The organism is Vibrio diazotrophicus, from assembly GCF_038452265.1.
Classification (GTDB): Bacteria; Pseudomonadota; Gammaproteobacteria; order Enterobacterales; family Vibrionaceae; genus Vibrio; species Vibrio diazotrophicus.
Map to the genome: position 1 here is coordinate 746,245 of NZ_CP151843.1, position 25,696 is coordinate 771,940.

Annotated in this window: 19 protein-coding genes; 12 read left to right on the plus strand and 7 right to left on the minus strand. The window is 44.5% G+C overall.

Annotated elements, in window-relative coordinates:
* Positions 1 to 166: 166 nt before the first annotated feature.
* Both AAGA51_RS18765 and AAGA51_RS18770 read left to right on the plus strand, forming a co-directional pair.
* Entirely contained in the window at positions 167 to 3,514 is a 3,348-nt protein-coding gene (locus AAGA51_RS18765; protein ID WP_042483018.1) for a hybrid sensor histidine kinase/response regulator, read from the plus strand.
* Positions 3,511 to 4,431, plus strand: a complete 921-nt coding sequence (locus AAGA51_RS18770; protein WP_042483014.1) for a response regulator — start codon at positions 3,511 to 3,513, stop codon at positions 4,429 to 4,431. Before AAGA51_RS18765 ends, AAGA51_RS18770 begins: the two co-directional genes overlap by 4 nt.
* Positions 4,432 to 4,493: 62 nt before the next feature.
* On the opposite strand, the gene AAGA51_RS18775 is transcribed toward AAGA51_RS18770, so the two are convergent.
* A complete protein-coding gene (locus tag AAGA51_RS18775) occupies positions 4,494 to 6,560 on the minus strand; it encodes a peptidase U32 family protein (RefSeq protein ID WP_042483430.1) in 2,067 nt (688 codons plus the stop codon).
* A gap of 288 nt (positions 6,561 to 6,848) precedes the next feature.
* Here AAGA51_RS18775 and AAGA51_RS18780 point away from each other — a divergent pair, with 288 nt between their 5' ends.
* From AAGA51_RS18780 to AAGA51_RS18810, 7 genes are all read left to right on the plus strand, one after another.
* A complete protein-coding gene (locus AAGA51_RS18780; RefSeq protein WP_042483011.1) occupies positions 6,849 to 7,406 on the plus strand; it encodes a DUF1439 domain-containing protein in 558 nt (185 codons plus the stop codon).
* Positions 7,407 to 7,479: 73 nt separating this feature from the next.
* On the plus strand, positions 7,480 to 8,958 hold the full coding sequence (locus AAGA51_RS18785; protein WP_042483009.1) for a putative bifunctional diguanylate cyclase/phosphodiesterase: 1,479 nt from the start codon (positions 7,480 to 7,482) through the stop codon (positions 8,956 to 8,958).
* Between the two features lie 277 nt (positions 8,959 to 9,235).
* Positions 9,236 to 10,882, plus strand: coding sequence for a methyl-accepting chemotaxis protein (locus tag AAGA51_RS18790; RefSeq protein ID WP_042483006.1), 1,647 nt, complete (start codon positions 9,236 to 9,238; stop codon positions 10,880 to 10,882).
* Positions 10,883 to 11,113: 231 nt separating this feature from the next.
* Positions 11,114 to 12,760, plus strand: coding sequence for a methyl-accepting chemotaxis protein (locus tag AAGA51_RS18795; RefSeq protein ID WP_042483004.1), 1,647 nt, complete (start codon positions 11,114 to 11,116; stop codon positions 12,758 to 12,760).
* Between the two features lie 180 nt (positions 12,761 to 12,940).
* On the plus strand, positions 12,941 to 14,077 hold the full coding sequence (chrA, locus tag AAGA51_RS18800) for a chromate efflux transporter (protein WP_042483001.1): 1,137 nt from the start codon (positions 12,941 to 12,943) through the stop codon (positions 14,075 to 14,077).
* 53 nt (positions 14,078 to 14,130) lie between these two features.
* Positions 14,131 to 14,844 carry an AraC family transcriptional regulator gene (locus AAGA51_RS18805; RefSeq protein WP_042482999.1) on the plus strand — a complete coding sequence of 238 codons (714 nt, stop codon included), beginning with the start codon at positions 14,131 to 14,133 and terminating at the stop codon, positions 14,842 to 14,844.
* Between the two features lie 99 nt (positions 14,845 to 14,943).
* Entirely contained in the window at positions 14,944 to 15,879 is a 936-nt protein-coding gene (locus tag AAGA51_RS18810; protein ID WP_042482996.1) for a DMT family transporter, read from the plus strand.
* Here AAGA51_RS18810 and AAGA51_RS18815 read toward each other — a convergent pair.
* Positions 15,797 to 17,233, minus strand: a complete 1,437-nt coding sequence (locus AAGA51_RS18815; RefSeq protein WP_081878681.1) for a PLP-dependent aminotransferase family protein — start codon at positions 17,231 to 17,233, stop codon at positions 15,797 to 15,799. The two genes, AAGA51_RS18810 and AAGA51_RS18815, sit on opposite strands and share 83 nt — an antisense overlap.
* 100 nt (positions 17,234 to 17,333) lie before the next feature.
* Here AAGA51_RS18815 and AAGA51_RS18820 point away from each other — a divergent pair, with 100 nt between their 5' ends.
* The gene (locus AAGA51_RS18820) at positions 17,334 to 18,239 is read left to right on the plus strand and encodes an EamA family transporter (RefSeq protein WP_042482993.1); all 906 of its coding nucleotides are present in this window, start codon (positions 17,334 to 17,336) and stop codon (positions 18,237 to 18,239) included.
* 110 nt (positions 18,240 to 18,349) lie between these two features.
* A complete protein-coding gene (locus AAGA51_RS18825) occupies positions 18,350 to 18,664 on the plus strand; it encodes a hypothetical protein (RefSeq protein WP_042482990.1) in 315 nt (104 codons plus the stop codon).
* A gap of 66 nt (positions 18,665 to 18,730) precedes the next feature.
* Here AAGA51_RS18825 and AAGA51_RS18830 read toward each other — a convergent pair whose 3' ends face one another.
* Both AAGA51_RS18830 and AAGA51_RS18835 read right to left on the minus strand, forming a co-directional pair.
* Positions 18,731 to 19,084, minus strand: coding sequence for a group I truncated hemoglobin (locus AAGA51_RS18830; protein ID WP_217995505.1), 354 nt, complete (start codon positions 19,082 to 19,084; stop codon positions 18,731 to 18,733).
* A 14-nt stretch (positions 19,085 to 19,098) separates the two neighbouring features.
* Positions 19,099 to 19,659: a hypothetical protein gene (locus AAGA51_RS18835; protein WP_255209373.1), complete on the minus strand. Its 561-nt coding sequence runs from the start codon at positions 19,657 to 19,659 to the stop codon at positions 19,099 to 19,101.
* 107 nt (positions 19,660 to 19,766) lie between these two features.
* Here AAGA51_RS18835 and AAGA51_RS18840 point away from each other — a divergent pair, with 107 nt between their 5' ends.
* Complete coding sequence (locus AAGA51_RS18840; RefSeq protein ID WP_042482981.1) at positions 19,767 to 21,701, plus strand: winged helix-turn-helix domain-containing protein; 1,935 nt, start codon at positions 19,767 to 19,769, stop codon at positions 21,699 to 21,701.
* A 10-nt stretch (positions 21,702 to 21,711) separates the two neighbouring features.
* Here the strand turns inward: AAGA51_RS18840 and leuE are convergent, their stop codons facing one another.
* The 3 genes from leuE to AAGA51_RS18855 form a co-directional block, all read right to left on the minus strand.
* Complete coding sequence (leuE, locus tag AAGA51_RS18845; protein ID WP_042482978.1) at positions 21,712 to 22,353, minus strand: leucine efflux protein LeuE; 642 nt, start codon at positions 22,351 to 22,353, stop codon at positions 21,712 to 21,714.
* Between the two features lie 101 nt (positions 22,354 to 22,454).
* On the minus strand, positions 22,455 to 23,195 hold the full coding sequence (locus AAGA51_RS18850) for a DNA-binding transcriptional regulator YciT (protein WP_042482975.1): 741 nt from the start codon (positions 23,193 to 23,195) through the stop codon (positions 22,455 to 22,457).
* 75 nt (positions 23,196 to 23,270) lie between these two features.
* A complete protein-coding gene (locus AAGA51_RS18855; protein ID WP_042482972.1) occupies positions 23,271 to 25,694 on the minus strand; it encodes a formate C-acetyltransferase/glycerol dehydratase family glycyl radical enzyme in 2,424 nt (807 codons plus the stop codon).
* Positions 25,695 to 25,696: the final 2 nt, after the last annotated feature.

A 25,696-nucleotide genomic window follows, 5' to 3' on the forward strand; every position in this document is an offset into this window, starting at 1 on the left:
GTTAGCGGTATGCGCGTATTGCGCACTTTGTCTACGTCAAACTACGCATATTAGATTTGAACAAATCGAGCTATACTCGCGCGAGCGACCTATAAAATGAAATGGTTGAAATTTCCAGACTTGCAAGGAGTGTAAGTCACCGCTTTAAGGATGAAGAGACAATGAGATGCAGAAGGTTCCGATAACGCGCAGGCGTTATAACACACTGGTTGGCAATGAATTACTGGAAGATTTCGCGCTGCGTTTTACCGCCAAACGTGCAAGGAAGTGGTCCGCAGGCTGGATAGCCAATACCGCTTTGGGCATCGTTTCGTTTCTGGTTCTTGAAGCCATCGGTGGCACTATCACTCTCAACTACGGCGTTATCAACTCGCTTTGGGCGATAGTCGGTGTTTCTCTGGTAGTCATTTTAAGTGGCATACCTATCTGCTATTACGCCGCCAAATATGGTGTTGATGCCGACCTACTTAGTCGCGGTGCTGGGTTTGGCTATATTGGCTCGACCATAGTGTCGCTCATCTACGCTTCGTTCACCTTTATCTTTTTTGCCCTCGAAGCCGCCATTATGTCGATGGCGATAGAACTGCTGTTTGGTATTCCGCTGTTTTGGGGATACATCATCAGCGCCGTGATTGTGATTCCTCTGGTTGCTTTGGGTATTTCCAATATCGGACGATTTCAGATGTGGTCGCAGCCGCTTTGGCTTGCGATGCAGCTCATACCTCTGTTCTTCGTTTTCTCTCATCCAGACAGTCAAATTGACCAATGGCTCTCTTACGGTGGCTTAGTTGGACACAGTCCAGAGTTTGACTGGATATTGTTTGGTGCAGCCTCGGCAGTACTGCTTTCGGTTGTGGCGCAAATTGGTGAACAGGTCGATTTTCTGCGCTTTCTTCCCGCACAAACTCCATCAACTAAATTGCGTTGGTGGGCAGCGATGCTCATCGGTGGACCCGGTTGGATGCTGTTTGGCGCCTTGAAAATCGCACTGGGAAGTTTCTTAGCGTGGCTTGCTGTCAGCCACGGTATTGCGCCAGATCTGGCGGGCGACCCGGCTCATATGTATGTAAATGTGTTCGGTTATATGACGGATAACACCAAACTTGCCCTTATTTGCGCCGGTTTGTTTGTCATCATTTCCCAGCTGAAAATTAACGTTGCCAATGCTTACGCAGGCTCTCTGGCTTGGTCTAACTTCTTTTCACGTTTAACCCATCACCACCCCGGTCGCGTGGTATGGATGATTTTCAACGTATTGATTGCACTGCTGCTAATGGAACTTGGCGTCTATCAACTCATTGAGCAAACTTTGCAAATCTACTCGGTTCTGGTGCTCTCTTGGATTGGTAGCATAGTGGCTGACTTAGCCATCAACAAACCGCTCGGTCTTAGCCCCAAACACATCGAATTTAAACGCTCAAAGCTTTACGACATAAACCCTGTGGGCTTAGGTTCAATGATCATTGCGTCCCTGTTTGGGTTCGCGGCCCACTTTGGCGTGTTTAATGATGTGATCAAAGCGTTCGCCTCATATCTTGCGTTCATATTGCCTTTTGTCACTGCGCCATTAATTGCACTCGCGACGCGCAGTCGCTACTACTTAGTCCACGATGAAATCATTGTTCACCATGGACATCAAGAACATGAGTGTGTGGTTTGCCAGCACACATTCGAGGAAGAAGATATGGCGATGTGCCCTGCCTATCAAGGTCACATCTGCTCACTTTGCTGCTCTCTCGATGTTCGTTGTCATGATAAGTGCCGCCCGCAAGCCACCTTTCACGCACAGGTTAAACACGCATTAAAGCCTTATTTACCGCTCGCATGGATCAACAAACTCTCCTCTTCTATCAGCCAATTTTTTATGGTGATGGTATTAATGAGCCTTACGATTGGCGCGATTCTGGCACTGGCATACAGTCAGGTACCAAGCCTAGATCCGACCAAGATGAATGCGCTCTCTATCAGTCTGTTTAAAGCGTTTGCCCTGTTGCTCATCCCAATCGGCATTATCAGTTGGCTATTTGTATTGGCTAGAAGCAGCAGCAGCCTCGCTATGAAAGAGCTTCAGGCACACACCAATTTGCTTTCTGATGAAATTACCGCGCACGAAAAAACCTCTCTAGAACTTGAGCGGGCAAAGAAAAAAGCAGAAAACGCCAACGACGCGAAAAGTCGTTATCTGGCGGGGCTAAGCCATGAACTGAGAACACCGCTTAACGTGCTGCTCGGTTACGCCCAACTGCTCAGCAAGGATAAAGAGTTAACCCCGAAAAAACGCCAATATGCCGAAACACTGGAACGAAACGGCAAGCATCTGGGTGATTTACTGGAAAGTCTGTTAGAGATTTCAAAAATTGAAGCGGGGCGATTAGAGCTGCATCGGGACTCATTTAACCTGCATTCTTTATTGCAACAACTGGTTGAAATGTTCCGCATGCAGGCAGAGCAAAAGCAGCTTACCTTCCACTACAGTTGTGCTGGACATTTACCTGTGTTTATCAGTGCTGATAAGCAAAGACTAAGGCAGATCCTTATCAATATGCTCAATAATGCGGTGAAATACACGGAATCTGGGCATGTACATTTCTCGGTGACGTATCGAAACCAAGTCGCACGCTTCAGTGTTGAGGACACGGGTATTGGTATTTCAAAAGATGAGCAGCAGCTGATATTCCGCCCTTTTGAGCGTATTCAATCTGACCATACCAAACACATCAGCGGCACAGGGTTGGGATTAACCATCTCTAATGCGTTAGCCGACTTGATGGGTGGTGAGATTGAGTGTGTCAGTGAAAAAGGCAAAGGCAGTACCTTTACTCTGAAAATGATGCTTTCCGAGGTGAATGACTATCTGAATGAGCCTGAGTTAACTAACCTTGATGTCACTGGCTATAAAGGACCGAAGAAAACTATTCTGGTGGTAGATGACATTGATGATCAGCGTACGCTTATCAGCAATATTCTGAGTCCTCTTGGATTTAACGTCCTTCAAGCCAACTCCGCGCAAGCGGCATTGGAACTGGCGGAAAGCAAAGCAATCGACCTTTTCATGCTGGATATCTTCATGCCGCAAGTGAACGGCTGGCAACTGGCGATTAAATTGCGTCAAAAGCACTACTATCAGCCTATACTCATGCTCTCAGCCAATATTCAGGAGTTAGAAACTAACAATCAGCTATACAGTTATCACAATGGCTACCTGACCAAGCCGGTTTCGCTGTCGCTCCTGCTTGGAAAATTAAGCCAGTTGTTGGGTATTGATTGGGTCTATCAAGCCGATGAAAAAGAGAGTCATCAAGAAATAGCTGACTTCTACCCGAATCATTCCGAGCTTTATAAACTGAAAAGCTATGCCGAGATCGGGTTTATGTCCGCATTCAGTGACTTGCTCGATCATTTAGAAAGCAACGGTCACCAAGGCACAAAATTTATCAGCACCATGCGAGAAGAGGCGCACCATTGCCGCTTCGCAAGCATCGTCGAACATATTAATGGATTAATAGATTCATGAACGGTTTCTCAGCGAAAAACATCATCGTATTAGTGGTCGATGACTCTCCTGAATCATTGGGAATGTTAAATGCAACACTCAATGAAGCAGGCCTTACCGTACTAGTCGCACTGGACGGTCATCAGGCGCTATCGATAGTGGAAAAAATCCAGCCAGACGTCATCTTACTTGATGCTGTCATGCCCGTATTGGACGGCTTCGATACCTGTTTAAAACTGAAGGAACGCTTGCCAGCGATTCCTATCATTTTCATGACAGGGTTAAATGACTCCAAACACGTCATCAAAGGGTTTGAAGCAGGCGGAGTCGATTACATCACTAAACCAGTGGTTCCGGCTGAAGTGCTCGCTCGTATTCGCGTTCACAGCCATAACGCACGCATGGCAAAATCGGCTCAAGCGGCACTCGATTATGCGGGACAATTTATATTCTGTGTCTCAAAAAACGGTGATTTGGAATGGGCAACACCCCATGCTCAGGAGCTGTTATGCGACATTAGCCGCCGCTCGGACAGCACGCAGGACATTGCGCACACTTGGTCACAAATCCAAACCGACATCGCTCTATGGCTCAACAGTGGTGATACTTCTGCACCATTGTCCATTACTCAGTTTGACTCGCTTCTCGAAGCAACCTTTGCAGGAAATGACAGCAATACGCATGTTCTGATTCGAGTCAACGTTCCTAAACAAGCAGGAACCGAAGATGACCTACGCGAAGTGTTTAACATCACCAAGCGCGAATCTCAGGTTCTCTATTGGCTCTCTTTCGGTAAAACAAACTGGGAAATTGCGCAGATACTCGATATGAGCCCTCGCACGGTAAACAAACATCTTGAGCAGATTTATAAGAAGCTGGAAGTCGATAACCGCACGTCAGCGGTGAGTATGTCGATACGGGTGTTGGAAAAATCGTAGTGCCAAAAGAAATGGGCAAACCGCTACAAGTTTGCCCTTCTCTCTTAACCGACTAACCGACGTTAGTTCAAACCTTTTAAATACTGCTTGTTTGTTGTGCCTATAATGTTTGATGACAACGTTTGCTGCGCTGCTTCAACACCATCTAGTGCTTGCTTAAACAGCTCAATCAACTCTGCTTTACCTACCGCCAGTTTGGTATGGGTTGGGATATCTCGCAGATCAATCATCATGTCAGTAAACAGATTCGGCACTTCAGCTAATAGATCCAAGTTTAGGAAATTCTCGTTACCATATAGGCAATTGTGATTGCCGCGCTGTTTGTGAATGATATGAGACTGTTCTTTTAAGCTGATGATCGATGCGGTTTTCTCACAGCGTTTCATACAGCCTTTATTCATACTCTGCTTCTTACAGCCGATGCTTTGAATGAGCAAACACTGTCTGCTGGTCATCAAATGAATCGGATGATAGAGGCTGTAAAACAATCTAAAGCCTTCAGGTCTGACTAATCGCTTCATCTGGTTAGCGCTTAGCTCATTGGAAATAAACGCACCGCTGCCCTTAAGTTCTTGCTTAACACACTGCAAGGACAGCGAGTTAGTGATATTAAGTTGAGGCCCTGCTACCCAAGCTAAACCCAGGCTTTGCGCGATTTCAGCCACACCCAGATTATTGGTGATTAACCATTTCGGTTTGATATGTTCAAGCAGCCGACACGCAGCTTGGTAATGCTCACCAATTAATATCGCAGGGAAATAAGGGATAAGGGTTGGATAACGAGTAAACACATCCAAGACTTCTTGGTACTGAAGTTCTAGCGCATCCGGTATTTGATAGAAAAACTCTGTTTCGCTGGCTTGTTCAATTAAATCTAAATCACTGGCCTTGTCGATCAGTACCGAAAGCTTCGTAGTACTGTTTAACTTTGCGTTAGCATCGAACTTAGGTAGTGGAATATTCGCGATAAAGCCGCTTCCCTTCAAGCTCCGCTTAGCATTGGCAGTAATTGGCATTGCTTGAGTAATCGCGTCGACCTTACGAATAACATCGGTGTTGCGATCATAAATAAAATTCTTAGCATCTTGTAAGGATACATCCGGCTTAACTGTCTGACTTACCTGTGAAGTCACGGAAGTAACGTTCGCTACGGCAAATTCTTTATATGCCAAACCTTTAGACGTAACATTTTTAGAAGCAAAATGCGCCGCCGCGAAATTTCTCGGATTATCAATGTACATATCGCGATGGATATCGCCTTTGAGATAGCCATTGGTAAAGTCACGATTGAAAACCGTATAAAGCTCAGACATATCACTGAGCATCTCGCCCGTTTGGCAGTAATGGTCAATTTGTTTGCGCCAATTATCAACCACAGTGTAAACATAATGTGACTTCTTAATTCGCCCTTCCACTTTCAGCGAATAGACGCCTGCACGAGCCAGTGCGTCCATATTTTCAAATGCAGAGTTGTCTTTAAGGTTGAGCGGATAGTTGTTGCCAGCGCGAGTGGTTTGATACTGGTCACGGCAAGGCTGACTGCAACGCCCACGGTTACCGGATGCACCGTTTAGTGCCGAGCTGAAATAACACAGACCAGAGAAACCGATGCAATAAGAGCCATGCACAAACACTTCCATAGATACATTGTGCTCTCGACCATATTGCGCCAAATGGGTGATTTCATCGATATTCAGCTCTCGGGATAAATTCACACGGCTAGAGCCGAGTTTGCTCAGCAGCTTAATTTGCCCTTCATTGTGAGTGTTCATCTGCGTCGAGGCATGCATATCCAAGCGAGGGAAGTAGTGTTTGATGAGAAATGCTAGACCTAGGTCCTGAACGATAACGCCATCGACTTCAGTCTCGTTAAGCTGAGTCAACAAGCGAATAATGGATGGAATTTCACTTTCAAGCAGAACAATGTTGAGGGTGAGAAAGATCTTACAGCTGTGTTGATGAGCAAGTTCAATGACACCTTCAAGGACATCAAGCGTAATATTGGTTGCTCGATTACGTGCATTAAATCTATCCAGTCCGCAGTAAACTGCGTCTGCACCTGCTGCAATTGCTGCTTTGATCGAATCTAAATCGCCTCCGGGGGCGAGTAGTTCAAACTGCTTTTTTATAAAATCCAAACCACACTACTCTCTCAGCCAATATAAGCAGAGAATTATAGCGACCTTGATCACAATTCCTTTGATGTGGCTCAGGTCACCATCAAGTTTGTACAACTCATTCATAACTGTTGAATTTATTAAAGGTAACAGCTTGACACCATCGGCAAACAAGACTTTGCTCTTATGATGACCAAAACAGTATGATGCAGAATCAGAAAACGCCCATATTGTTGTACAAAATGATTCGCTATGATGTCCCATAGCTATCTTTATCGTGCATAAAAAGAGCCCAAGTCCATGATCAAAAAAGCATTAAAATCACTTCTTTTACCTTTAGCCGCTCTGACATTTGCTGGTTGTGCAAGTTATAGCGTGACAGAGCAGGATATGACTAAGTATCTGCATGATAACGTCAGTTTTGAACAATCTGTTGGAGTTCAAAATGTTATGCATGCCTTTGTTTCGATTCACGATCTCGATGTGAATATTGGCCGAGCCGACGCAGACCGCGTGTCTGTGCTTGCAAACACCACCGCCAAAGTACAAATCTGGAATCAACCTGAGAAGAAACTGGAATTGGATTTAGAGTTCAGCGCAGTCCCAGAATATGACAAAGAGACAGGTGAAATTTTCTTGAAATCTCTGCGTCTAGACCGTTTTGATGAAGAAGGCCAACTGTTGACGCCTGAAATTAAGCAGTTACTGAAACCAGCCGTTTCAATGATCGGCACAGCATTATCACAGTATCCGGTATACAAACTGGACAGCAGTAAAGTTGAGCAGGCATTATTGAAATCAGCTGAGCCAAATCTTGTTATCAAAGATAATAAGCTAGTTATTGAGCTATTTGACTAGACAAACCGTAAGCATCCATGGTGTGCTAGACATACTTTATTACAAGTATAAACAACCCCAGGAGAGAGGGAATATGAACAGTACAGTCACCTCAGCGGTAAAGGTTGCCGCTACGTATGCTCTGTTCGCTACCTTATGGATCCTTTTCTCCGATCTTGCGGTAGAAACCCTTTTACCCAATTCTCAAATGCGTGCTGTCGCTCAGACATACAAAGGTTTAGCTTTTGTTGTTATCACCGCAGGTTTACTGCTTGCTATGGTACTGAAGGGCAACAATGCCTTAGAAAAAGCCAACGATATGGATAGCCTGACGGGCTTGCACAGTATGACGATGTTCGTCCGTACGTTGAACCTGACCATCAGACAGCTCAAACCCAATGAGCAGCTCATTCTTGGCTACCTTGATATTGATGATTTCAAAAGAATTAATGATGCGATTGGTTTTGATAAAGCCGATGCTTTTCTGCAAGATTTGGCCCGAGCACTAAATCAAGCTTTATTACCCGGATCATTTGCTTCTCGCTTGCATGCGGATCAGTTTGCCAGCTTTGCCAAGATCACAGGCGAATATGATATGGACGAACACATGCAAGATATCCAACGTCTGTATAACCGTCTTTCCAAAGATTACGGAATTGAGTCGACATGCTGCATCAGCATTGCTCTTTATCCTCAAGATGGCAGCACTGCCAAAGAGCTGATGGTTTCTGCAACAGAAGCGCTTAATGTTGCAAAAGAGAAAAAGAACGCGATCCAGTACCACGATAAGACCCTGACCGAAAAGGCGTTACAACGCCGTCAGATGATGTTGGATTTACGCAATGCCATCGACAATGACGTTCTCAGCGTTGTGTATCAACCCAAATACGATTTGAAAACGTTGAACGTTAATGGTGTAGAAGTATTAGTACGTTGGAATCATCCGTCTAAAGGGTTTATCGCTCCGGATGTGTTTATCCCACTCGCAGAAAAACATGGTTTAACGGGCGAAATCTCAAAGTTGGTGATCAGCAAAGTGGCCAAAGAGTTGAGTTCAACAGACTTGTTGGGAAGCAAAATTAAAACCATTGCCGTTAACGTATCGGCTGCTGAGTTCAACGACTCTGACGAAATGCACGAATTGGTTCGATACATCCAAGCTCAGAAAGCCATTGCCCCATTCGTTAGCATAGAAATCACTGAAACCGCAACATTGGACAACCTAAATAACAGTGTTGAATTGATTTCATCACTCCAGAAATGTGGTATTGCGATTTCTATCGATGACTTTGGTACAGGTTATACGTCTCTTGCCATGCTTAAAGATTTAACGGTCGATGAAATCAAAATCGACCGCAGCTATATTTCCGAAGTCGATAGCGATGACCGTTCCAAAACCATTGTCAGTGCCATCATTGCCATGACCAACAGCTTTGGTATTAATCTCGTCGCTGAAGGTGTGGAAACAGAAACTCAACTAAAAATCCTGCAAGAAATGGGCTGTCAACAAGCTCAAGGATATTACTTAGGTAGGCCCATGCCGCTGCAGCAATTGGTTGAACATCTCGCCTAAGTGAACCATCTTAGCGTCCCAACACCTCACTTGCTGACAACTGGCAGGAGTCGTCATAGCGAGACTTGAAAGCTAAATTTCTTGCCTTCTGGCTGACTGTCACAATACCAAATCAATTTTCGTTGCTGTGCATAGCAGTTCTTCCGTTTTAGCCTAAGCTATTCATTAATACATAAACTTTTTTATTAGTTACACCTCTTAGCCAGTCATTCTTTTAGCTGGCATTTAATGAGCCTCAAACGCTGTCTAACATCAAAATACGGAAGGTATTCACTCAATGTTAATTGATAAACTCACGCTAAAAAGCAGATTGATTATTACAGTGGCAATCCCCTGCTTGGCATTGATATTTGTAGGTTTGGCAAGCCTGAACGCCATGTCGGTAATGGCCAGTAAAACCCAAGAAATGTACCTTAATACTGCGGCACCTATGCGAGCAGTAGCCGAAGCCGCTTCCCGTATACCAAGGATGCGTGTCGGTATAGATATGATGCTGCTTCAAGAAACGAGCCTACGCGATGCGAAAGGGGTAAAAACTCGTGTTAAAGAAACTCGAGAAGAAGATATTCCAGAAATGCGCGATGCGCTTAATCTTGCAGTGAGCACTCAAGTAAACCCAGAGCTAAAAGCGCAAGTGCAACGCTTGCTTAATGATTTTGAAAAAATGGTCAGTACTGAGCTAAACCCACTTCTTGAAGCTCTTGATAAAGATGACACTGCAACCGCACAGCAAATATACAAAGAAAAATACGCGGTGACCTACGGCACGATGCGTAAAGATGCCAACACCTTATTGGAAACCTTGTTAGCACAGGCGGAGTCACAAAATAAGCTCAGCCACGATAGCTATATCTCCGGCAGAACGACGCAGATTATCATCATTAGCGCAGGTCTTATTATCTCCTTTATCATCTCTTCTGCGATTGTTATGAGCTTACGCAAGAGAGTATCAACATTAAGAGATACCATTACGACTGCCGCACAAGACATGTCATTAAACACGCGAATCAAGTTGGATGGCAAAGATGAGCTGACAGAGATTGGCGACAGCTTTAACTTGTTTATGGAAAAAGTCCACAGTGCGATTAATCAGGTAGCCGAAAACTCCCGCCAACTGGCAATAATGGCTCGAGATGTATCAGAGCGAGCTCGTCATACTCAAAGTAATTGCACATCTCAACGCGACCGAACAGTGCAAGTGGCAACGGCGATTCATGAACTTGGCGCAACGGTGAGTGAAATCGCGGCCAATGCTGCTCAGGCAGCAGATGCAGCAAATGAAGCGACTCACCAGTCGAGTGATGGTCAGAAAGTCGTTATGCAAGCAAGAGATCAAATTGGTGCTTTGTCCCTTGAGCTACAAAAAGCAACAAACGTCGTTGAATCGCTGGCTAAACAAGTGAACGACATCAGTTCAACCTTGGATACGATTCGTAATATTTCCGATCAAACCAACCTACTTGCGCTCAACGCTGCCATTGAGGCCGCGCGAGCTGGCGACCAAGGTCGAGGCTTTGCTGTGGTTGCTGACGAAGTCAGAACCTTGGCTAGTCGCTCAGCCAATTCAACAGAAGAAATTCAGCAGGTGATCGATAAACTTCAATCAGAGTCCAAACGTGCGGTTGAAGCGATGCAGCAAGGTCGTGAACAAAGTGACCGAGTGGTTGAATATGCAGACAACGCCACCAGCGCCTTAGAGCAAATCAACAGCCACATAGACCAAATTAGCGGACAGAACATACAGGTGGCGACGGCAACGGAAGAGCAATCTACCGTGGTCGAAGACATTAACCGCAATGTTGAAGAAATTAACCATCTGACCACTGAAACAACCGATATTGCTATGCAACTAAATCAATCCAGCAACAGCCTGCAACAGCTCTCCTCTCAATTGGACAAACTGGTCGGTAACTTCAAGCTCTAACCTTCCCCTCGTACACCCCCTATGAACAAGTTGTTGAGTTCATAGGGGTCAACCCTGTTTCAATTAAACCCATTTAAATTTATGAAAATTCTATAATTCCTCGCAATCTCGACATGTTGTCTTGCAAAACTGTGTCCACATTCACATCCGATTAAAATTCCACCATTTTAATTATTGGCGACTTGGTAAAGTCCTTATCCATAACAGCAACAGACATGGACATTTAACGTTATGCTCATCAATAATTTCACCTTAAAAACTCGTTTGCTAATTACTGTAACCATCCCCTGCCTAGCATTAATTACTGTTGGCTTACAAAGCCTTAATTCAATGGATTCCATCGATAAGAAAACCGAAGCGATGTACTTAAACACTGCAGCACCAATGCGTGCTATGGCAGAAACGGCGTCTAGAATTCCAAGAATGCGTGTCGGAATAGATATGATGCTGCTACAGGAAACCGCCCTTCGTGATGCCAAAGGCATTGCGACACGCGTTAAAGAAGCAAGAACAGAAGACATTCCTGAAATGAGAGTAGCTTTGGATGACGCGGTTAAAGCCCAATCCGATTTAGTGCTTAAAGAGCGTGTTCAAAAACTCGCAGATGCATTTGAGGTAGTAGTGAAAGACGAACTCAACCCAATGCTCGATGCTTTGGACAAAGGTGACCTGTCTAGCGCACAACAAATCTACCGTGACAAATACGCTAAAAGTTACGGTGTAATGAGAAAAGAAGCCAATGTCATATTGGATACCTTGTTACAACAGGCAGAGGTACAAAATTCACTCAGTCACGAAACCTATACCTCGAACCGCAATACACTGATTGTTATCAGTATTATTGGCCTGCTGATTTCATTCATTATCTCGTCATCCATCGTGCTGAATCTTCGCAGACGAGTGACCTATCTGCGTGAAACCATGAATAACGCGGCACAGGATATGGCATTGAATACCCGAATCGAAGTCGAGGGCCGAGATGAGCTGACCCATATCGCGAACAGCTTCAACCAATTTATTGAGAAGGTACATACCTCAATGGTTCAAGTGGCAAGAAATTCACGTGATTTGGCCGAAATGGCTGGCAACGTCTCTGAACGTGCAGACCATACTCGTCATAACTGCACCTCGCAAAGAGATCGCACCGTTCAAGTATCTACTGCGATTCATCAGTTAGGTGCGACCGTTGATGAAATTGCTGCCAACGCCTCACAGGCTGCCGAAGCCGCTAACGAAGCAACGCATCAATCCAGCGATGGGCGTAATGTGGTCGGCCAGGCGCGTGAGCAAATTGGTGAACTGTCGAGAGAACTCGAAGAAGCGACAGAGATTGTTCAGTCACTGGCGAAACAAGTCGACGATATCAGCTTAACTTTGGACACTATTCGCAACATCTCTGATCAAACAAACTTACTGGCACTTAATGCGGCGATTGAAGCAGCGCGCGCCGGAGAACAAGGGCGCGGTTTCGCTGTTGTGGCCGACGAAGTTCGCACACTTGCCAGTCGCTCAGCGCAATCAACTGAAGAGATCCAAAACATCATCGATCGATTGCAGACTGAATCTCGCCGAGCAGTTAACGCTATGGATAAAGGACGAAATCAAAGTAACTTAGTTGTCGGCTTTGCCGATAATGCTACGACTTCTCTGGGGCAGATCAGCAGCCACATTGAGCATATCAACGCGCAAAATATTCAAGTTGCGACAGCCACTGAGGAACAATCGACCGTTGTTGTCGATATCAATCGAAATCTGGAAGAGATTAACCAACTGACTTCTGAAACCACAGATATTTCAGAACAACTCAATCAGTCCAGCACCCATTTGCAAAGACTCTCCACTGAGCTCGACAAGCTGGTTGGTAATTTCAAACTTTAACCAAGTAATCTTAAAATAAACCACTCCAAGCCATTACCGGGCAAAGCAGAAGATGAATTTCTGACACATTCGGTAATGGCTTTTTACATTAAATAATTGTGAATTATTAACGAGATAGGTTGAAATTGGAGCTTGCTTTAGATATTCATGGCGCAACATCGATAAAGGAAGCTTATTTACATGTTCACTATCTTCAAAACCTTCTTCTGGTTAGGTTGGATTAGCTTCGGCGGCCCAGCGGCTCACATTGGTTATTTTCGCCAAACCTTCGTTGAAAAGCTCAAATGGTTAGACGACAACGAATATGCTCAGATAGTGGCACTCAGCCAGTTTTTACCCGGCCCAGGTTCTAGTCAAGTCGGCTTTTCGATTGGCTATAAACGCGGTGGTTTACTCGGAGCTACAGCAGCATTCATCGGCTTCACTGCCCCTTCGATCATTCTGATGCTGATTCTTGCTTTAGTGAGCAGTCAGATCACCGATACTGCTCTGTTCCACAACATCGTACACGGGCTTAAACTGCTTGCTGTGGTTGTGGTTGCCGATGCAACTTGGGGAATGTACAAGAACTTCTGCTCAACCAAACTCTCGGCAGGTTTAGCCCTTCTCACAGCAAGCATGCTGCTGGTTGTTCCAAGTATTACCACGCAGCTATTGGTATTAATTTTGGCGGCGGTTATCGGCGCAATCTATATCAAAGGTGACACAGCCAAAGCACAAAGTTCATTTAAACCCAGCTATGTGCCGTTACTGTTGTTTGTTGCCATTTTGATTGGCACTTCGGTGCTGTCGAGTCATCCAAGCGTCCAGTTGTTCGGTGATTTCTTCCAAGCAGGTAGTTTAGTATTTGGTGGCGGGCACGTCGTTCTGCCATTGCTGCAAAATCTTGTAGGCGATCAGCTTAGTCAAGATACGTTTCTAACGGGTTACGCGGCAGCGCAGGCAGTACCGGGGCCGATGTTCACTTTCGCGACGTATTTAGGTTACGCTTTGATGCCAAACACTCCTGTTTGGGGAGCATTGTTAGCGACTATAGCGGTGTTCCTACCCGGTTTCTTACTGCTGTTAGCAGTTTTGAAGAACTGGCATGCACTGGCAGATAACCCCACCATTTCGGGTGCACTGAACGGCGTGAATGCTTCCGTCGTTGGTCTACTAGCCGCAGCATTATACCAACCTGTATTTACCAGCGCGGTGTTTAATGCAACCGACATTGCCTTGGTATTGGTTGGCTTCTATCTGCTTAAGCAGCTTAAGTTACCCATCGTTGTATGTGTCGCATTCTTCATTGTTGCAGGGGCAGCTTTAGGGATATAGTGTCTTCACGTTTTTGCTAGGGTCAGATGATCGTTAATATCGAAAATTGATGAATGCTTAATTCCAACTCTCTCTCAATTCGCTCATACAGCCGTCAAAAGAACGGGCATAGCCACGATTTTCATCAGTTGGTTTTGCCTGTTCGTGGTGTCATTAACATTGAAGTTGAAGCATTCAAAGGGGCAGTAAGGCCCGGAGAGTGTGTTGTTGTTCGTGCAAACGAAATGCATTATTTCGCGGCAGAAACAGAAGCGCGTTTTGTTGTGGCCGATCTCGAACATCTGCCACCGCACATTTTAGATTCTGACACTATCGTCTTTTCAATCAGCCCACCTTTAATGCACTACTTGAACTTCATAGAAGAGCAACTCAAGTATCAAGTGAATACAGAAATTGAACAACTGATGTTAACCACTTTCTCGCTTTTGCTTAGTGAACAACAAATACTTAAGCAGTTCGACCATAGGATCAGGAAAGTTCAAGAATATATCGAAGCCCATCTTGCCCAGCCGCTTTCGATTGCTCAATTGGCGACTATTGCTTTTTTAAGTCCAACCCAGTTAAAAAAACTGTTCAAAGAGCAAACGGCTTTAACGGTGACCCAATACATTACTCACAAACGAATGGAAAAAGCACAAGCCTTGCTTATCCATACTGACTACCCTATTCAAATCGTCGCGGAATCAGTGGGCTATGTCGACCACAGTGCTTTTAGCCGCCGTTTTTCGCAACATTTTGGTCTTCCTCCCTCAAAGCTAACCCGTTAACTCCGTCTTTACTGCCAAAAAAAGCGTCCAATCTGCACAAACAAACTAAGAAAACACGCATACCATTTCACTCGTATTAAGTCAGTTAATGGAGTGGCTATGTTGAAGAGTAATACCAATATCAGCGGAATATTCGCCGTTGTATTAGCGAGTGTGTTCTGGGGAACAACCGGAACCGCCGCCAGTTTCGCGCCAGATATTAGCCCTCTTGCCATCGGCGCGTCAGCCATGGGTGGCGGTGGATTATTGCTGCTGATTAATGCCCGAAAGAAGCTGACCAAAGATATCGCCACACTCGTAAGAAACTACAAGCTTCCGTTATGTGGCGGCGCAGCCGTGGCTATCTATCCTTTAGCTTTTTATTCCTCTATGCGTTTTTCAGGCGTGGCGATTGGGACATTAATCTCTATTGCCAGCGCCCCTTTCTTTACGGTTCTTCTTGAGCGTCTAATCAGCAAAAAATCAATATCACTATACTGGGTAATTTCTTTTATTGTGGGTGCAATAGGAATCGTGTTACTCACGCTGGGAAAACAAGACAGCTCATACTCTGCCGAAGCCACTCTGCTGCACTTAATCGGTATAGCGATGGGACTTATCGCCGCGTTAACTTACGCTACGTATTCATGGGCGGCTCGCGGCATGATTGAACGAGGAGTGAGTTCTCAGTCAGCGATGGCGAGTATGTTTGGTTTGGCTGCCACACTATTACTGCCGTCGTTGTGGGTGACTGGTGACAACCTTTTTGCCGATGCAACACACACGGCTGTGGTGATCTATATGGCAACCATACCTATGTTTTTAGGCTATCTGCTGTTTGGGCATGCACTAAAACAATTGGAAGCCAGCACAGCTACATTGATCACTCTGCTAGAACCAGCAGTTGCCACTTTGTTTGCCGTCAGTTTAGTCGGCGAAAGGTTCACTCTTATTGGCTGGTATGGCTTAGCGTTTATTGTTGTTTGCTTGTTGCTGCAAGTTGTTCCGCTTCCAACATCGCGACTTGCAAAGAATCCTGCGGCAGACAGCTATTAATCAGCTCAATAAGCTCACTCAGTAAGCGCTCAATTTCGTTGTTTAGAGCAAACCCAATATTAATTCGAACACAATCATCGTAGCGTTGCGATTCGGTAAATACGCTGCCAACCCGTATGTCCATATTTGATTTAATCGCCTCGGCATTGAGTTTATCTGAACTTAAACCAGCGACCTGAAGCCAAAGTACCAGACCACCATCAGGCTGAGTAATGCGGCTGTTTTGCGGCAAATGCTGAGCTAAGAAGCGGGTGTAATCTTGCTTGTTGATCGCCAACTGCTGTCTGGTGCGCTTGAGATGTCGGCTGTAAGCGCCCGTTTGAATGAAGTCTGCTATCGCAGTTTGAATAAGCGTGGGTACGCCCTCGTACTGTTGAGTATATTTTGCAACGAACTTACCAGGTCGGCACCAACCCAAACGGTAGCTTGGTGAAAGAGTCTTAGAGAAAGAACCACACCAAATCACATAGCCACTTTCATCGTAATAAGCCGTCGGCAAATGCAATTTATCCGAATGATTCAGTTCGAAATACACGTCATCTTCAATCACAGGAACTTGATACTGGCTTGCGAGCAGACTTAAGCGCTTTTTCTGTTTAGCCGACATGGTAATGCCTTGAGGGTTCATGTGCGTGGTGCAAAACAGCCCTGCTTGCGCTTGCTTGTTTTGAAACAGCCGCTCCAGAGCATCGAGATCGATGCCATCTTCTACAGATGGAATCTCAATGACTTTTAAACCCAAGTTGGCAAGTAGTTCCAGCAACCCGTTAAAGCACGGAGAGCTGACTGCAACCGTATCCCCAGCATTAACGCAGATCTGCAATGCCGTTTTTACTGCATCCATACATCCATGCGTAATCACCAGTTCATCCGGACGCAATGCAAATCCCAACTGGCTGAAGTGAGAGCACAAAGCTTCCCGCAGAACAGGTTCACCCTGTTTATTTGGATACTGTGTCAATCTGGAGGGCGATTGCGTCATGACGCGGCGAAAACTCTTATCCAACGCGCGTTGCGCTGTGACATCCAACGCAATGCAAGCGATGCCTAGTGGCCCCGATTTAACTTGAGGTTTTATGCGTGGCCTAACATTAGTCGCAAGCTGAGTCGCAAATCGCTGCCAAGATGGCGTAGCCACAACCGGCATTTGTGAACAGATAAAGAAACCCGACTGAGGACGAGCTTCGAGCCACCCTCTTTGTTCTAGGTCTTGATAGCAACTTACCGCCGTCGAAACACTCACACCATGCTGTTTGGCAAACAAACGTAGTGAAAGCATACGGTCACCATGCTTAAGTTTGGTGGACTGAATATCTTCAATGATCTTCTCTGCTAACTGTTTGTATTTCTGCATAGCGATAAATTGTACTGATTAAATTTTCAAAAATTGTATCTGTACTGGTTTTGTTACTCAAGCAATACTCTGATCATATTGTGAACACTAGGAGTTTATTGTGCAGGGAAAACATTTATTACTCGTTATTGGAGTTATGGTCATTTGGGGCGTGAATTTTTCCGCCATCAAACTCGGTGTAAACCAACTTGATCCTTTTTTGATTGCGGCTGCTCGATTCATACTGGCGACTTTTCCCATCATCTTTTTTGTCAAAAAGCCGAACGTCCCAATTAAATACTTAATGGCCTACGGTTTAGTCTTCGGCACAGGCATTTGGGGTATGGCGTATTGCTCCATTGCTTTTGGGCTTTCATCAGGAATGGCCTCGGTTCTGCTGCAACTGGACGTGTTAACAAGTATCGCGGTAGGCGCTTTGCTTTATAAAGAAGTGATCACTAAACAAATGTGGCTTGGGATTCTCGCGGCACTGATTGGTTTAACTCTGTCGATTATCTATACCAATGGCAACATCACCTTGCTGGGTTTTGTCTTCATTCTTATTGCAGCCATTTGCTGGCCTATGATGGGAGTGATTATCCGCCATTCAGGAACTAAAGCGCCATTCGCCTTTAACATCTGGGGAATGTTGTTTGCCCCTATTCCGCTTGTTCTGCTGAGCATTGCTAATAATGGAGTGGAAGGCCTTATCACCACTTACGAGCAGTGGAATGACAGCGCATGGTTCTCGGTGCTGTTTCAAGCCTACCCGACCACCCTATTCGGATACTGGGTTTGGAACAAAATGGTACTCAGCTATCCCATGTCTAAGCTTGCACCGCTAACCCTGTTAACCAGTGTGTTTGCCTTAATGAGCGGATATCTGTTCTTTGGTGAAACGCTCTCCACCGTTCAGTGGATTTCGTGCACGTTATTTTTAGCGGGTATTGTTGCTGTGCTCTATCCGAGCAAAGAGAAGCCGAGTATCAGCATTGGGAAATCTAAATATCGGCGCATTCCTACTTAATACTGACATGGTTTATCTGTATACTTGGCGGCTGTTTATCACTCAGTAGCCAAGTTTCAGAACTTGCCTAGTGGTAAAAAAAACCAGATTAACCAAACGCGGAGAACTTGATGACTGAGCAAAATGTTGGGCAGATTCTCAAAGCCTTCAACAGTATCGAAGCCAAAATTGAACAACAAAACAGTGCTTTAAGAGAGCTCAATCTGAAAGTGAAAACGTTGGAAAGCCAAAACAAACAATTGGCACAAATGATCAACAAGCTTCAGACGCCAGCGGCGCCAAAAACCGATGTCGAACAGGTAGCGCTAACCAAACAATTTCAGGCTAACGTTGCGAAAAGCTTGGATTCGATTGAAGACAAATCGAAGAAAGCGATAGAACTGATTAAAGCGAACTCGGGCAGTAAAAAGCGCGCTTGGCCGTAAATATAGATTGGGTTGAAGAAGGTTGAGGGTCAAAGTGGCCACCTATCTATAACCCTCATTTACGACTCAAACCAAGATAATATCTGAACGCATACTATAAAGAATAAACAAAACCTCTTCCTGCTCTCGCTGACCTATACCATTTTTCTGTAGCGCTTCTAGAGCATCATCAAGAACGGCCATGAATTCAACGGCAGAAATGTTCATCCCTTTATGAGCCGCTAGCATATCGGCACCTTTATAGACATTTGGCCCTCCACTACCAGTAATAAAAAAATCCGAAACAGTTTTCTTGAGTTTATTCACATCTGACTTAGCGAAACGATTTGAGATAGAACGGTTACTAAGATGTAAGTCCACTATATCACTAGATATTTTGGTTATGGCCTCACTGCCACCTAATCTTTCAAATAACGACATACTCATACCTCTTTCTACTTGTTCTTAATTGGAACCATAATGTGTGCGTAAGGTGTATCTTTCCACATTACATAAGGTCCTCCGTTATAAGGGTCTTCACTCAAGTCCTTGAGCAAGTATTTGGGTACAGCGATCATAAGATGTGGTCCTTCTTTAACCCACACATCCCCATTGTTGGGATCTGTTGCCATAGGGTTTGCATTGCTCACATTTGCATCCCCCTGCAACATGTAAGAAATTCCCATTGAACTAGTTACAAAAGGCTTTCCTTCCGACGCAGACTTTAAGAAATCTTGCCATACAGAATCTACACACATAGGATGCAAATCGCCTGGCATAAGTGGAATTCCCGGATAACATACCCAGTCAGATGTACCCTCCCTTAATACGGTACCATCTACAGCCAATATTGTTGCAGTTGAACTAATATCTGTTGGGGCTGCACTCTCAGCTCTTTTTAGCAGCTCATTATTAGCCATTTGCCCTGACGAACAACCAAATAAAACGCTCATCGTAGCTAGTAAACATAATTGAAAGAATCTCATATAGCCTCCCGTTTCTTTCATCTGTCCCATCAAACATAGCCTCTAGAATCATTCTTTATGATGAGATTTTCATGAGAATTCGGTGTGATAATAATTATTTCTACTATTATCAATAACAGTAAAAGTCACCAAAATGGATGAACACGGTGAGGTCTATTGTAGAAACAACACGTGCTTCCGAGTTGAGTTTTCTAGAACAAGTATTTGATGAGCATGGCCCTGACGTAATTGGTTTATACGGGATTCCTGGCGTGGGCAAGACTACGCTATTAAATCAATTCATTAAACGTCACTCCAACCAATGTCTGACAATTAACTGCCAACATTTAGAACCAACGCCTAAAGCCTTCATCAAAAAGTTAAGTAAGTTAACCAATTGCGAAGATAATCTCTCTTCAATCTGTTGCTCAATTGCTCCGAAAACGATCTTGGTTATCGATCAGTTTGAATCATTAAACTTAATTGAAACTTGGCTCAGGCGAGAATTTGTACCACATATGCACGGGCAGCTAAGACTCATTTTTTCTGGTCGAATTCATCCCGATAGACAATGGGTCATTAATCCACCAGATAACAGTGAATTCCGCTGTATGAAACTTAACAGTCTCAGTTTTTCTGCTGCGGTTAGCTACTTACAGACTCTTGGTCATACACAAATAGTCGCTATGGGGATCAATCAATTCGCTCATGGACACCCACTAGCCCTTCAACTTGCAAGTTCAGCGGTTCTAGAACAGTCTCAGCGTAAGTTAAATGAAATCCCACCTAATGATGTGGTTCAAACATTGGTACAGTATTTTGTTGAGGATATAAAAGACCATCAGTTAAAACAGGCTTTGGAGGCGACAGCGATTGTCCGTAGGATATACGAGCCATTACTCACTGCGATGTTAAACGTTGAAGAGAATGTAGGTGCGTGTCTTTATAACGCCCTTTCGGAAATAGAATTCGTAGAGCATAGAGAAGATGGGCTGAGCTTACATGACATACTAAAAAACGTCATTTCAGCGAATATGAAATCTCAATACCCAATCCGCTACTGCCAATATAGACATCGTGCCTGTGTGTTGTTAAATGAAGAAATGAGACATTCGTCGCCGAGCCAACTCTGGCGTTATACCGCAGATATTATTTACTTGGTTGAAAACAGTGTTATCCGTTCAGCATTTTTCCCACCATTTGATCAGAGAGAATACAGTGTAGAGCCCGCAGATGAACATAACCGAGATGCGATATTTGCCATCATTGAAAAACACGAAGCTCCAGAGATGTATAGGGTCTACCAGCAATGGTGGGAGAAACAAATAAACACCTTTCACTGTATTAAAAACAGTAGCAATCAAACAGTAGGATTTTACTGCCTGATCAAACCTGGCGATGTATCTCTAGAATTAATCAACCAAGACCCAATCACTTCTCTCTGGGCTCAACATCTCTCTAATGACAAAAACAACTGCAACCTAAACCAATGCTTATTTATCAGGCGCTGGTTATCATTGAACGAAGGAGAATCATTATGTGGTGCACAGGCTGCATGCTGGCTTGATATAAAACGAGCTTATTTGGAAATGAGGCCAGAATTGAGAAGAGTTTATCTGACCGTGAACGATCTACAGCCCTATTCGCTCATCGCGACAGAACTTGGGTTCCAAGTATTGGATTTAGACTACCAGATTAACGATAAATCCTATTATTCAGCAATGCTGGATATGGGAGAAGGCTCTGTAGACGATTGGGTTTCGAAACGATTAATACAGGAGGTCAATCAGGAGCAAACGAATTTGGAGTTCCCTGACTGGTTCGATAGAAACGCCCGCCAATTAGTTCTAAGTCACACTCGTATCGATTTAACCCCCTTAGAATTCGGCACTCTAGAACTGCTACTCAGTCAACAAGGCACAGTGATTACTCGTAAAACGTTGCTTAAACAAGTATGGAAAATAGAGTATGAAGGTTCTAGTAACGTCGTAGATACCATCATACGGTCTTTGAGAAGAAAGTTGGATGATAAGGCCGATATCATCCAGTCAGTGAGAGGCGTTGGTTACCGTTATCGGCTTAACGAAAAGTAATTAAAGGCTTTTAACTCAAACTCGCCAAACGAGCTGCGAATCCCATAAAGAACATACCTAACAGACCATTACCTAGGTTCGCTAAGGCTTTGTTGTTCTTAAACAGTTGAGTAAGTGATGTGCCCAAAAAGATCAGAGCACTTAAATACACAATGCTGAACACTTCTAAAATGGTTGCCAAAATCAGGTAAGACGCCCAAGTGTGCTCATAGGTGTAATCAATAAACTGGATGAAGAACGACACATAAAAAAGAATCGCTTTTGGGTTGGTCAAACTCAAAGTGAGTGACTTAGCGAACACGTTTTCTTTCTTCTTAGGGCGCGCTATTTCTGCCCCCTCTTCACCTTTTTTGCTCATCAGTTGATGGATGATCTTAATACCTAAATACAGCAGGTAAGCCGCACCAAGATAGCGAATAATAGTGAACAAAACTGGAGAAGTTTGAATGAGTGAAGCGACCCCCAGATAAGAGAGCAGAATTAAAACAGCATCGCCGATCAACACACCAGACGCGGCTTGATAGCCAGCTTTCACACCCAGTGACGAGCTTGATTTCAATACATAAATAGAGTTTGGACCCGGAGCAAGAATGATCATTGTCAGACCAACTAAATATGTCCAAATATTGATAACGCCAAACGCTTCTAACATCCTGTCCTCGACTTAACTATTCAACTTTTCAATCTGTATAACCAAAACAACGCACCATGTCTATATGTCGCACAACACTTTGTGCAAACTTCATATCGAACTTACCCGAGGATAACCTCAATACCTTGTTGTTTTAAAAAACTAAGGTCACTTTGCGAAGCGTTATCATCGGTAAGAAGAATAGATATTTGGTCAAAACGTCCAATGGTCGAAGGGTATATCTGTCCGAACTTGCTCGAGTCGGTCAGTATGATATTTCGGCGCTGTTTCGCCAATATTGTCGAAGCGATATCTGCGCGCATCATATCCCGACTGGTGAAGCCTGTATCTTGATGAAAACCATCAACGCCTAAAAATGCGGTACTAAAATGGATATTTTCAATACACAGCTTGGTTAACGGGCCAACGAGACTTTCACCTTGATGCTGATATACCCCACCAAGCAATATGATATTGGCTGAGGTATTACGAATGAGGTGTGCGATATAGGCGGACGGGGTGACGATAGTAACGTCGCCACGCTCTGCTAGGGTTCTCGCTAACAAAGCATTTGCGCTTCCACCTTCGATCAGCACAGTTTCATTACGCGCAACCAAATCTGCGGCTTTGTTGGCTAGAGATTGTTTGATATTGAAATGAACCTCCAAGCGGTTATCAATATCATCACTTTGCAGAGTGGTCGCCGCACCATGAACACGTTTGAGATAACCTTCCTGCTCAAGAAGATTCAAATCTTGGCGGATGGTAACGCCAGACACACCAATAAGCTCGACAAGTTCAGTAACTTGAATTCGTTTACGCTCATTAACTAACTGTACTATTTGATTTTGTCTAGCGTTCATAACACTGCTCTAAAATGAAAAGAGGCTCCATTATAGAGCCTCTCCTTTTCATTTGAAACCAAAGTGAAAGTTTAATTACAACTCATGTTCCGTGCGAGCAATGATATCGTCCTGCGCATCCGGTGATAATGCCGTAAAAAATGCCGAATAACCTGCAACTCGAACAACCAGATCGCGGTATTGTTCTGGGTTCTTCTTCGCGGCTAATAAAGTCTCACGAGAAACAATATTGTATTGAACATGCCAGCCTTTGTGATGGTTAAAGAAGGTACGAATTAGCATTGATAACTTCAGTTTGTCACTCTCAGATTCAACAGCCGCAGGGCTTAACTTCTGATTAAGCAGTACTCCGCCTAGAATCTTATTCGCTTGGATCTTACCGACAGAATTATAAACCGCCGTTGGCCCTAGTCTATCTGAGCCAGAAGCAGGGCTAGCCCCTTCCGCCAGTGGTGTTTTAGCTTTGCGACCATCAGGTGTAGCCATGGTAGAGGCACCAAACGGGACATTGGCAGAAATACTTGAAGTACCTGCGTAGTAACCACCACCAATCGGTCCACGTCCATGACGTGTATTCACAAAGTTGTCAAGTTCATCAATGTAGACCTGATAAGCCTGCGCAAGTAGTGAGTCGACAGAATCATCGTCATTACCATACTTAGGTGCAAAGTTGATAAGACGCTGACGTAGCTGTTCTTGTTCAGAACTTGCGAAATTATCAGCAAGAGCTTTAGCCAGCTCAGGTTGTGAAATCTGAGCGTCATCAAAGACCATGTGCTTAATCGCAGCTAGGCTATTACCTAGGTTAGCAATACCCACTTGCAGCCCCGATACCCAATCGTATTTTGCTCCGCCCTCTTTGACGGTTTTGCCTCGCTCTAAACAGCTATCGACCAACGACGAACAGAAAATATCGTGAGCTTGTTGCTCAAGCACAGTGTCCACAACGGTATCAATTTCGATAGATTTACGAGTGTAGTAGCGGATTTGTTCTGCCCATGATGCCATCACTTCATCGAAGTTAGCAAAGCTGCCTTCCGCCAGCGATTTCTCGTGTGCTAAGAAGGTTTTACCTGAAGTCGCATCTTCGCCCTTGTTCAATGTCGCAAGCAAAATTCGCGCGAAGTTGATAAAGCTCATTCCCGTACAACGGTAGCCCCACTTCCCCGGTACCGCAGTCTCTATACAACCAATAGAGGCATAGTTGTAAGCATCTTCTTTCTCTACCCCCAGCTTAATGAATTCAGGGATGACAATTTCATCATTATTAAATGCTGGCATTCCAAAACCGCATTTAATCACTTCAATACAGCCCATTAAGAATTCTTGATTTAGCCCCTCGTGATAGCGAACGCTCAAGTTAGGTTGTGTTGAACGAAGCTGACCACACGATTCCAGAATCGCCCACGACAGAGGATTAACAGCATCTTCTGGTTCGCCGTTCGCATTGAGTTTTTGCCCACCAATGCAGACGTTTTGATACAGAGGTGAACCCGCTGACGCTTTAGAGTGAGCGCCCGAACGTATCTTGTTCACTTCTAACAATTTCAGCCAGCAACTTTGTAGCAATTCAAGCGCAAAGCCTTTCTCAAGCTTACCGCTCTCCAAATCAGCAACATAGAATCGATTAAGGAACTGATCCATTCGGCCAAACGAAACCGAGTGTCCGTTTGATTCGATTTGTAGCATCAGTTGAACAAAATAAGACAGTTGCAAAGCTTGCCAGAAGTTCTGTGGGGCATAGTAAGCCACGTGACGACAGTTTTCAGCGATAGCTTCCAGCTCGGCTTTACGTTCTGGACGCGATTCTGCTTGCGCCATTTCCGCCGCCAGTGTGGCATAGCTAGCCAGATGCTCTTGTATTGCTAAAAGCACGATTTCTGTCGCTTTGTAGAATTGCTCTTTTCTGAGCCCCTCGAATGTCGATATGTCATTGTGAGATCTTAATTCGCGAACTTCCGCAATTAGTCCATTCATGCCTATTTTGAGAATTTTCTCGTTATCCACCGCAAGGTGAGCATCACCTGAAGTCATGTTACCTTCAGCTTTGATGATGGTTGTTGCGAGGATATCTTGCTGCTCATCCGTAAACAGTCCATAACAGCGATCTTGCACTGTTTTACCTCGCCAATATGGCGTCAGTGAATGAATGATTTCTTTATCTTGTTCAGTAACCGCGAAACCAGCTCCGGGTCTATCGGCCAAGTCGTCAATCTCTGCTTCTATCCAACGAACGGTGTACTCAGGGAATATAGGCGCAGCTCTTAACTTGCTCGCTTGGTTACCAACAATGAGCTCGTCATTTTTAATCCAGATAGTACGAGTTTCAAGGTGCTCTTTAAGTGCCAGAGCGCGTTGAATAATCACAGGTTTATCTTCATTTTTGGCGTATGCGCGTGTATATGCTTGGGCTCGCTCGGTACAAACCGGCGGTGTAACAATATTAATCAGTTCCGATTTGTGCGCTTTAATTCGCTCAGGTAAGTAATTTAAATCCATGA